An 8,471-nucleotide genomic window follows, 5' to 3' on the forward strand; every position below is an offset into this window, starting at 1 on the left:
GGCGCTGTCCGGCAGCGGCATCGAGGCGGCGGGCGGCGCAGAGGCGGTGGTGGAAGCGGCGGCCCGGCCGGCGGAATGGGTGATGGGCGCGATTGTCGGCGCCGCCGGCCTGCGGCCGATCCTGACCGCGATCCGGCGCGGCGCCATGGTCGCCTTCGCCAACAAGGAGTGCCTGGTCTGCGCCGGCGAGCTGATGATGGCCGAGGTGCGGCAGCACGGCGCCACGCTGCTACCGGTGGACAGCGAGCACAACGCCATCTTCCAGGTGTTCCAGCCGGGCGCCAAGGTCCGCCGGCTGATCCTGACCGCCTCGGGCGGGCCGTTCCGGGAATGGAGCCGCGAGCAGATGGCGGCGGCAACGCCGGCCCAGGCGGTGGCGCATCCGAACTGGAGCATGGGCGCGAAGATCTCGGTCGACAGCGCCACCCTGATGAACAAGGGGCTGGAGCTGATCGAGGCGTCGCATCTCTTCGCCATGCCGGAGGACAAGATCGAGATCGTGGTCCATCCGCAATCGGTGATCCACAGCCTGGTCGACTATGCCGACGGATCGGTGCTGGCGCAGCTCGGCGTGCCCGACATGCGGGTGCCGATCGCCTATACCCTGGCCTGGCCGGAGCGGATGGAGACGCCCTGCGCCGCGCTCGACCTGGCAAAGATCGCCCGGCTCGATTTCCGGCCGCCGGATCCGGAGCGCTTCCCGGCGCTGCGGCTGACCCGCGAGTGCCTGCGGCAAGGCGGCTCGGCCGCCACCGTACTGAACGCCGCCAATGAGGTGGCCGTGGCGGCCTTCCTCGAGGGCCGGATCGGCTTCCTCGACATCGAGCGGATCGTCGAGGCCACCCTTGCCATGATTCCGGCACAAGCTATGGCGACTCTGGACGAGGTGTTCGCCATCGACGCCGAGGCGCGACGGCACGCCGCTGCGCTTTGAAATCGCGGGCGAGCGGGCCTACATAGGCCCTCTGGCCGAGAGGACCCTATGACGCTGTTCACCTATCTGATCCCGTTCCTGGTCGTGCTGACCGTCCTCGTCTTCGTGCACGAGTTCGGCCACTACTGGGTCGCGCGCCGCAACGGGGTCCGGGTCGAGACCTTCTCGATCGGCTTCGGGCCGGAGCTGTTCGGCTTCAACGACCGGCACGGCACCCGCTGGAAGTTCAGCATCGTCCCGCTCGGCGGCTATGTGAAGATGTTCGGCGACGCCGATGCGGCCTCGACCCCGTCCACCACGGCCCTAGACGGGATGTCCGAGGATCAGCGGGCGGTGTCGTTCCACCACAAGCGGGTGGGGCAGCGCGCGGCCATCGCCGCGGCCGGGCCGGTCGCCAACTTCCTGTTCTCGATTGTCGCCCTGTTCTTCCTGTTCCTGATCGGCGGCCATCCCTTCCCGCCGGCGGTGGTGGGTCAGGTGTCGCCGGGCGGCGCCGCGGCCGAGGCGGGGATCCAGTCGGGGGACCGGATCGCCAGCATCGACGGCACCGCGGTCGACCGTTTCGCCGAGCTCGGCGAGGCGGTCCGCAACAGCGGCGGCAAGAGCGTGACGCTCGGCATCGACCGCGGCGGCCAGACGCTGAGCTTCGCCCTGACGCCGCGGCAGGAGACGGTGCCGACGACCGATGGCGGCAGCGCCACCATCTGGCGTCTCGGCATCGCCGCCGACACCGGGCCCTACGGCGTGGCCGAGGCGGCGCGGATGTCGGTCACCGAAAGCTGGGCGATCGTGTCGATGACCGCCCAGGCCCTCGGGCAGATGATGTCCGGCCAGCGCGGCACCGAGGATCTCGGCGGCCCGATCCGGATTGCCCAGATGTCGGGCGAGGTCTATCAGGTCGGCATCGTGGCGCTGCTCTGGTTCATGGCGATCCTGTCGATCAATCTCGGCCTGATCAACCTGGTGCCGATCCCGATGCTCGACGGCGGCCACCTGCTGTTCTGCGCGATCGAGGCCGTCCGCGGCCGTCCGCTGGGCGCCCGCGCCCAAGAATACGGTTTCCGCCTAGGGCTTGCTTTGGTATTAACCCTGATGCTCTTCGCGACCTGGAACGACCTGGTCCAACTCAAGGTAGTGGCCTTTTTCAAAGGCTTGGTGTCCTGAGCCGGGACGTGTTACCGGATCACGGCGGCTGTGACTCGCCGCGATCCGCAGCCGCTGGCAGTGGGGGCGGCGGTCGTTCGTCAAACCTCTCGTGCCCGATCGGTCGGGGGCGAGAGGGATGGGTGTGAGTTTGAGGGGAAAGCAGAAACCGATGTCGACCGTGACCTCCCGACTCTGGCTCGCGGCCGTGGCGGCTGTTGCTCTTGGGACCGCGCCCATGGCGGCGCCGGCACAGACCCGCGGTGGCGGCGGAACCATCGCCGACGTCAAGGTCGAGGGTTCGCAGCGGATCGAGCCCGCCACGGTGATCTCCTACATGGCGCTGAAGCCGGGCGACGAGTACAGCGACCGCGCCGTGGACGAATCCGTCAAGAGCCTGTTCGCCACCGGCCTGTTCGCCAATGTCCAGATCCGGCGCCAGGGCTCCAGCCTGGTGGTGACGGTCGAAGAGAATCCGATCATCAACCAGATCGCGTTCGAGGGTAACGACCGCTTCGACGACACCAAGCTGACGGCCGAGATCGAGGAGCGCCCGCGGCAGGTCTACACCCGGACCAAGGCCCAGAGCGACGCAGACCGCATCCAGCAGCTGTATCGCCGCAGCGGCCGCTTCGCCGTCGCGGTCGAGCCGAAGATCATCAAGCTCGACCAGAACCGCGTGAACCTGGTGTTCGAGATCCGCGAGGGCGACCTCGCCAAGATCGAGCGGATCAATTTCGTCGGCAACCGCGCCTTCTCCAACAGCGACCTGCGCGATGAGATCCTGACCAAGGAGACCGAGTGGTGGAACATCCTCGCCTCCAACGACACCTATGACCCGGACCGCCTGGCGGTCGACCAGGAGATGCTGCGCCGCTTCTACCTGAACCGCGGCTATGCCGATTTTCGCGTGGTCTCGGCGGTGTCGGAGCTGGCGCCGGACGGCGAGGGTTTCTTCATCACCTTCACGGTCGACGAGGGCGAGCGCTACAAGTTCGGCAAGATCGACGTTAACAGCGCCCTGCCGGGCGTGACGCCGGAGGAGCTGAAGACCGTCATCGTCACCAATGAGGGCGACTGGTACTCCAGCAAGTCGGTCGAGGACACGATCCAGGCCCTGACCACCTATCTGGGCGACCGGCAATACGCCTTCGTCGACATCCAGCCCTCGGTGCAGCGCAACCGCGACGAGCGGCTGATCGCGATCACGTACGAGATCTCGGAAGGCCCGCGCGTCTTCGTCGAGCGCATCGACATCAGCGGCAATGTCCGCACCGCCGACGAGGTGATCCGCCGCGAGTTCGAGCTGGCCGAAGGTGACCCGTTCAACGCCTCGCGCCTGAAGAAGTCCGAGACCAACATCCGCAACCTCGGCTTCTTCAGCAAGGTCGACATCAAGCCGACCCCGGGCACGGCGCCGGACCAGACGGTGATCCAGGCGGCGGTGACCGAGCAGTCGACCGGTGAACTGCAGCTGGGTGTCGGCTACTCGACCAGCGACGGTCCGCTGGGCAACGTCACGGTCCGCGAGCGCAACCTGCTCGGCCGCGGCCAGGACCTGCGGCTGTCGACCTCGCTCAGCGGCGTGTCGTCCGAAATCGACCTGAGCTTCACCGAGCCGTACTTCATGGGCCGCAACCTCGCGGCCGGCTTCGACCTGTTCCGCACCACGCGCGACAATCAGAGCTTCAGCTCCTACAACGAGACCAACACCGGTTTCGCGCTGCGCATGGGTTATCCGCTGAGCGAGAACCTGCGGCAGACGCTGCGCTACCGCCTGAACTACCGGCAGGTCTCGGACGTCAGCGACGACGCCTCGCGCTTCATCCGCGAGCAGGAGGGCAACACCCTGTCCTCCGCGGTGCAGCAGTCCCTGACCTATGACCGGCTGGACAGCCGCATCAACCCGACCGACGGCTACCGGATCACGCTGTCGAACGAAATCGCCGGTCTCGGCGGCGATGTGCACTACTTCAAGACCCAGCTCAGCGCCGACTGGTACTACCCGGTCACCGATTCCATGGTGCTGAACATCGGCGGCCAGCTCGGCAACATCATCGGCCTCGGCGAGGATGTCCGCATCAACGACCGCTTCTTCCTCGGCGGCAACTCCTTCCGCGGCTTCCAGACCGGCGGCCTCGGCCCGCGCGATCTCGGCTCCGACGACAAGGACGCGCTGGGCGGCAACAACTTCGCCCTCGGCTCGGTCGAGCTCAGCTTCCCGCTCGGCCTGCCCAGCGAGTTCGCCCTGCAGGGGCATGCCTTCACCGATTTCGGCACGCTGTGGGGAACGGACGACCACGGCTCGGGCGTCGTCGACGACGCGGCGCTGCGCGCCTCGGCCGGCGTCGGCGTGTCCTGGGCCTCGCCCTTCGGGCCGATCCGGCTCGACTACGCCTATCCCTTCGCCAAAGAGAGCTACGACAAGCAGGAGCAGATCCACATCAGCTTCGGCACGCGGTTCTGATTGGCGCGGCGGCGGTCCGCCACCGCGGTCGCGCGGCCCTTCGCGGCGCCGGTGCCAGCCGGCGCCGCTTTCGTTGGTCAGCGCCTCGACGTCATAGCCGGGGCGCAACTCTGGATGGACGGGCGGGTGGCCGTCCTTCGCCAGTCGTGAGCAGAGAGAGCGCCCATGCCCGATCCGCGGTTCTTCCGCAGCGCCGGTCCGTTCCCGCTCGGTCGTCTCGCCGAGATCGCCGGCGCGACCCTGTCGCCCGGGGCTGACCCGGAGCGGCCGATCGCCAGCGTCGCGCCGCTCGACGCGGCGGGACCCGACGACATCAGCTTCCTCGACAACCGCAAATATGTCGACGCCTTCGCCGCCAGCAAGGCGGGCGCCTGCGTGATCGCCCCGGCCCTGGCCGACAGGGCGCCGGCCGGCATGGCGCTGCTGCTGACGCCGAAACCCTACAAGGGTTACGCGCTGATCGCCCAGGCCTTCTTCCCGGCGCCGGTGGCGCGCCCCGGCATCGCCGCCACCGCCGCGATCGACCCGACGGCGGTGATCGGCGAGGGGGCGGAGGTCGGGCCGGGCGCGGTGGTCGAGGCCGGGGCCGAGATCGGCGCGGGCTGCCGGATCGGCCCGAACGCGGTGATCGGGGCCGGCGTGGTGCTGGGCGAGCGCAGCGTGGTCGGGCCCGGGGCGTCGCTGACCCACTGCCTGGTGGGGGCGCGGGTCACGATCTATCCCGGCGCCCGCATCGGCCAGGACGGGTTCGGCTTCGCCATGGACGCCGAAGGCCATGTCCGGCTGCCGCAGCTCGGCCGCGTCATCATCGAGGATGATGTCGAGGTCGGCGCCAACTCCACCATCGACCGCGGGGCCGGCCCGGACACGGTGATCGGCCGGGGGGCGATGATTGATAATCTGGTCCAGATCGGGCACAACGTGCAGGTCGGACGAGGCGCCGTCATCGTCGCGCAGGCAGGCGTGGCGGGGAGCACCAAGTTGGGCGATTTCGCCGTTCTGGCTGCCAAAGCTGGTGTCGCGGGCCATCTCACCATCGGTGCAGGGGCGAGGATCGCCGCGAATGCGGGGGTGATGCGCGACGTCGACCCCGGTGCGGAGGTGGTGGGTTCACCCGCGATCCCGAAACGGCAGTTTTTCCGGCAGCAGGTCATGCTAGCGCGTCTAGCCGAAGGGAAGGGCGACTGAGATGGACGGAGCCGCCAGCGACAAGAAGAACATGTCGCAGCTGGACATCCTCAAGATCATGGAGATGATCCCGCACCGTTATCCGATGATCCTGGTGGATCGGGTGATCGACGTGGTGCCGGACGTCAGTTGCACCGGGATCAAGAACGTCACGATCAACGAGGGCTTCTTCCAGGGGCACTTCCCGCGCTACCCGGTGATGCCGGGCGTGATGATCGTCGAATCCATGGCCCAGACCGCGGCCGTTCTGGTGGTGGCGACGCTGGGCGAGGAGGCCAACGGCAAGCTGGTCTACTTCATGACGGTCGACAACGCCCGGTTCCGCCGGCCGGTGACGCCGGGCGACAGCCTGCGCGTCCATGTCAAGAAGCTGCAGCAGCGCCGCAACGTCTGGAAGTTCACCGGCGAGGTCAAGGTCGACGACGTGCTGGTGGCGCAGGCCGAGTTCGCCGCCATGATCATGGACGATCTATGACCGCTGCGATCCACCCCATGGCCCTGGTCGACCCCGCGGCGAAGCTCGGGGCCGGCGTCACGATCGGCCCGTTCTGCACCGTCGGCCCGGAGGTCGAGCTGGGCGACGGGGTCGAGCTGATCTCGCATGTCGTGGTCGCCGGCCGCACCAGCATCGGCCCGAAGACGAAGGTCTTCCCCTTCGTCTCGCTCGGCCTGCCGCCGCAGGACCTGAAATTCTCCGGCGAGAAATCGCAGCTGATCATCGGCGCCAACAACGTCATCCGCGAGCACGTGACCATGAATCCGGGCACGCGCGGCGACAAGATGAAGACCGTGGTCGGCGACAACTGCATGTTCATGGTGAACACGCATGTCGCCCATGACTGCATTCTCGGCAATCACATCATCATGGCCAACAACGCCGTCCTGGCCGGCCATGTGACGATCGAAGATCACGTCATCATCGGCGGCAACAGCGCCATCCATCAGCACCTGCGGCTGGGCGCCCACAGCTTCGTCGGCGGCATGACGCCGGTGCGCAACGACATCATCCCCTTCGGCCTGGCGATCGGCGAGACCGCGACGCTGAACGGGCTGAACCTGGTGGGGCTGAAGCGCCGCGGCTTCACCAAGCCGCAGATCCAGTCACTGCTGGCCGCCTACCGCACCCTGTTCGACGGCGAGGCGCAGTTCGCCGAACGGATCGAGGAGACGCGGCAGAAATTCGGCGACAACGAGGTGGTGCAGCGCATCCTCGCCTTCATCGACGCCGATTCCGGCCGCAACGTGATGCAGCCCGCCCGCCGCCGGCATGCCGGATAAGCTTGGGATCCTGGCGGCCGCAGGCCCGCTGCCCGGGCGGCTGGTCGAGGCGTGCCGTCAGGCCGGGCGGGACTTCGTCGTCGTCGCCTATCGCGGCATGACCGACCCGGCCCTGGTCGAGGGCGGGGACGTGCCGCATTTCTGGACCCGGCTGGGCGCCGCCGGACGCTGGATCGACGAGCTGAAGCGCCAGGGCGCCCACACGCTCTGCCCGGTCGGCAACATCCGCCGGCCCAGCCTGTTCGAGCTGATGCCCGACTTCAAGGCGGTGCGGATCCTCACCCGCATCGGCTTCTCCTCGCTCGGCGACGACGCGCTGCTGACCGCGCTGCGCCGGGTGCTGCAGGAAGAGGGATTCCATCTCGTCGCCCTGCACGAGGTGATCGACGATTTCCTGGCCAAGCCGGGCCTGCTGACCCGGACCGCGCCGGACGAACTGGCCCGGGCCGACATCGCCAAGGCGCGCGAGATCGCCCGCGAGATCGGCCGGCTGGACATCGGCCAGGGCTCGGTGGTGCAGCATGGCTATGTGCTGGCGGTCGAGGCGGCAGAGGGCACGGACGCGATGCTGCGCCGCTGCGGGCCGCTGACCCGGCCCGGCCCGGGCGGCGTGCTGGTCAAGGCCAAGAAGCCGCAGCAGGATGTCCGGCTGGACCCGCCGACGATCGGCGTCACCACGGTCGAGCTGGCCGCCGCCGCCGGGTTGCGTGGCATCGTGGTCGAAGCCGGCGGGGCCATGATCATCGATTCCGAGGCGGTGCGGCAGGCGGCCGACCGGCACGGCCTGTTCGTGCTCTGCCTGGCGGAGGGCGAGTGATGGTGTCGGGGGACACGGCCGCGCCGCACATCTTCCTGGTGGCGACCGAGCCCTCGGGCGACCTGATGGGCGCCAGCCTGATGGCGGCGCTGAAGCGGCGCTGCGGCGACGGGGTGCGGTTCAGCGGCGTCGGTGGCGCCCGCATGACGGCGGAGGGGCTGCACAGCCTGTTCCCGCTGGCGGATATCGCGGTGATGGGCGCGGTCGAGCTGCTGCCGCAGCTGCCGCGCCTGTTCGACCGGATTCGCCGCACCGCTGAGGCGGCCCTGGCGGCGAAGCCGGATGCGATGGTGTCGATCGACGGGCTGGCCTTCAACGCCCGGGTTGCCGCCAGGCTGGCGGGCCGGACCTTCCCCATCGTGCATTTCGTCGCGCCCAAGGTCTGGGCCTGGCGGCCTGGACGGGCGCGCAAGCTGGCCGGGCTGATCGATCATCTGATGGTGCAGCTGCCCTTCGAGCCGCCCTGGTTCGAGCGGCACGGCCTGCCCACCACCTATGTCGGCCACCCGATCATCGAGACCGCGGCGGGGCAGGGCGACGGCGCCCGATTCCGCCAGGCGCATGGCATCGCGCCGGACGCCAAGCTGCTGACCGTGCTGCCCGGCAGCCGGCGCGGCGAGACCCAGCGGCTGCTGCCGGTCTTC

The 8,471-nt window shown here is 68.8% G+C and carries 8 protein-coding genes; all 8 read left to right on the forward strand.

The features are described from left to right. A partial coding sequence (gene dxr, locus P409_RS19175) for a 1-deoxy-D-xylulose-5-phosphate reductoisomerase (RefSeq protein ID WP_034841620.1) occupies positions 1 to 934 on the forward strand: 934 nt, incomplete at its 5' end. Between the two features lie 48 nt (positions 935 to 982). Continuing rightward, positions 983 to 2,098: an RIP metalloprotease RseP gene (rseP, locus tag P409_RS19180; RefSeq protein WP_034841623.1), complete on the forward strand. Its 1,116-nt coding sequence runs from the start codon at positions 983 to 985 to the stop codon at positions 2,096 to 2,098. Positions 2,099 to 2,315: 217 nt separating this feature from the next. Beyond that, positions 2,316 to 4,544 (forward strand): outer membrane protein assembly factor BamA, encoded by a 2,229-nt coding sequence (gene bamA / locus P409_RS19185; RefSeq protein ID WP_238578725.1) that lies wholly within the window; start codon positions 2,316 to 2,318, stop codon positions 4,542 to 4,544. A 165-nt stretch (positions 4,545 to 4,709) separates the two neighbouring features. After that, positions 4,710 to 5,732 (forward strand): UDP-3-O-(3-hydroxymyristoyl)glucosamine N-acyltransferase, encoded by a 1,023-nt coding sequence (gene lpxD / locus P409_RS19190; RefSeq protein WP_034841631.1) that lies wholly within the window; start codon positions 4,710 to 4,712, stop codon positions 5,730 to 5,732. Position 5,733: 1 nt separating this feature from the next. Further along, on the forward strand, positions 5,734 to 6,207 hold the full coding sequence (fabZ, locus tag P409_RS19195; RefSeq protein ID WP_034841635.1) for a 3-hydroxyacyl-ACP dehydratase FabZ: 474 nt from the start codon (positions 5,734 to 5,736) through the stop codon (positions 6,205 to 6,207). After that, positions 6,204 to 7,010, forward strand: coding sequence for an acyl-ACP--UDP-N-acetylglucosamine O-acyltransferase (gene lpxA / locus P409_RS19200; protein WP_034841640.1), 807 nt, complete (start codon positions 6,204 to 6,206; stop codon positions 7,008 to 7,010). The genes fabZ and lpxA overlap by 4 nt, the downstream gene beginning before the upstream one ends. Beyond that, complete coding sequence (locus P409_RS19205) at positions 7,000 to 7,827, forward strand: LpxI family protein (protein WP_034841644.1); 828 nt, start codon at positions 7,000 to 7,002, stop codon at positions 7,825 to 7,827. Before lpxA ends, P409_RS19205 begins: the two co-directional genes overlap by 11 nt. Next, positions 7,827 to 8,471 (forward strand): lipid-A-disaccharide synthase (locus tag P409_RS19210; RefSeq protein ID WP_034841647.1); only part of this gene is annotated, 645 nt, incomplete at its 3' end. The genes P409_RS19205 and P409_RS19210, both read left to right, overlap by 1 nt.

The organism is Inquilinus limosus MP06 (assembly GCF_000767795.1).
Taxonomy (GTDB): domain Bacteria; phylum Pseudomonadota; class Alphaproteobacteria; order DSM-16000; family Inquilinaceae; genus Inquilinus; species Inquilinus limosus_E.